Origin of the sequence: Streptomyces sp. NPDC048352, assembly GCF_040651895.1 — a bacterium.
In the GTDB taxonomy this organism is placed as follows: Bacteria; Actinomycetota; Actinomycetes; order Streptomycetales; family Streptomycetaceae; genus Streptomyces.
In genome coordinates, this window is the sequence record NZ_JBEZKZ010000168.1 from 1 (window position 1) to 1,735 (window position 1,735).

Below are 1,735 nucleotides of genomic sequence, written 5' to 3' on the forward strand. Positions count from 1 at the left end.
TCCTTGCGGATCGACATCAGACCCGGCATCTCGTGCTCGGCCAGGGTGATCTCCTTGCGGCCGAAGGCGGCAAGGGAAAGGTCGGCGACCTTGAAATCGGCGGGGGACAGGCTCGTCATCATGACTCCGTGATGCGGTGAGGGACGGTTCAGTGGTGGGCAGCGGCAAGCTGCCGGGGCTGTGACAGACCGAGGTTCTGGTGGATCTCGAGCGTCGCGGTGGACCGGTTGAGGGTGATGTAGTGCAGGCCGGGTGCTCCTTCGGCAAGGAGGCGCTCGGCCATGGCGGTGGCGTGGTCGACGCCGATGCGGTAGCCCGCGGAGGGGTCGTCGCGGGCGGCGTCGAGGTGCTGGGCGAGTTCGTCGGGGAAGGACGCGTTGCTGAGTTCGGCGAAGCGGCGGATCTGCCGTACGTCGGTGGCGGGCATGATCTCCGGGATGATCGGCGTGTCGCAGCCGGCGGCCGCCACCCTGTCGCGAAGCCGCAGGTAGTCGTCGACCCGGAAGAACATCTGGGTGATGGCGTAGTCCGCGCCCGCCCGGCACTTGGCGACGAAGTGGCGGATGTCGCTGTCCCAGTCCGAGGAGCGCGGATGCCGCTCGGGGAAGGCCGCCACACCCACCGAGAACTCCCCCAGTTCCCGTACCAGGGAGACGAGTTCGTGCGCATGGCGCAGCCCCTCGGGATGTGCGGTCCACTCGCCCCGGGGATCGCCCGGCGGGTCGCCGCGCAGAGCCAGGACGTCCCGGATGCCGGCGTCGGCGTACTGGCCGATGATGTGGCGCAGCTCGGCGACCGAGTGGCCGACCGCGGTCAGGTGCGCGACGGGACGCAGCGTGGTCTCCGCGGCGATCCGCTTGGTCACCTCGACCGTGCGGTCCCGGGACGAGCCTCCGGCCCCGTAGGTGACGGAGATGAACGAGGGCGCGAAGGGCTCGATGCGGCGGATCGCGTGCCACAGGGTGCGCTCGCCGCCTTCGGTCTTCGGCGGGAAGAACTCGAAGGAGTACGACTTCTGCCCCGCACCGAGGAGGTCCGCCAGACTGCCCGGGCGGGCGCGGTACGGGAGCTCTGCCGTCTCTGCTGCCATGGTGGTCGGTTCCTTCGGGGTTCGGTACGGAGCAGTCGGATCAGCGCGCGTTGAAGTACGTGACATCCGGGTGGTGGACGACGATCGCGTCGGTGGACTGCTCGGGGTGGAGCTGGAACTCCTCCGAGAGGTGGACGCCGATCCGCTCCGGCTGGAGGAGGTCGGCGATCTTGGCCCGGTCCTCCAGGTCGGGGCAGGCCCCGTAGCCGAGGGAGAAGCGGGCGCCCCGGTACTTGAGGTCGAACATGTCCTCGACCTTGTCGGGGTCCTCGCCGCCGAAGCCGAGCTCCGCGCGGACCCGCGCGTGCCAGTACTCGGCCAGGGCCTCGGCGAGCTGGACGGACAGGCCGTGCAGCTCCAGGTAGTCCCGGTAGGCGTTCGCTTCGAACAGCTTGGCGGTCGCCTTCCCGATTCTCGATCCGACGGTGACCACCTGGAGGCCCACCACGTCCACCTCACCCGAATCCTCGGGACGGAAGAAATCCGCGAGGCACAGGCGCCGGCCACGGCGCTGTCGCGGGAAGGTGAAGCGGGCGCGCTCCGAACGGTTCTCGTCGAGGATGATGAGGTCATCGCCCTTGGAGACGCAGGGGAAGTAGCCGTAGACCACGGCCGCCTCCAGCAGGTTCTCGGTGTGCAGCTTCT

At 69.2% G+C, this 1,735-nt stretch carries 3 protein-coding genes; all 3 read right to left on the reverse strand.

What is annotated here, in order from left to right; translation table 11 throughout:
* On the reverse strand, positions 1-122 hold a 122-nt coding region (locus AB0D45_RS34810), incomplete at its 3' end, for an adenosylhomocysteinase (protein WP_362466720.1).
* A gap of 26 nt (positions 123-148) precedes the next feature.
* Positions 149-1,090 (reverse strand): methylenetetrahydrofolate reductase [NAD(P)H], encoded by a 942-nt coding sequence (gene metF, locus AB0D45_RS34815; protein WP_362466714.1) that lies wholly within the window; start codon positions 1,088-1,090, stop codon positions 149-151.
* A 40-nt stretch (positions 1,091-1,130) separates the two neighbouring features.
* Positions 1,131-1,735 (reverse strand): vitamin B12 dependent-methionine synthase activation domain-containing protein (locus tag AB0D45_RS34820; protein ID WP_362466717.1); only part of this gene is annotated, 605 nt, incomplete at its 5' end.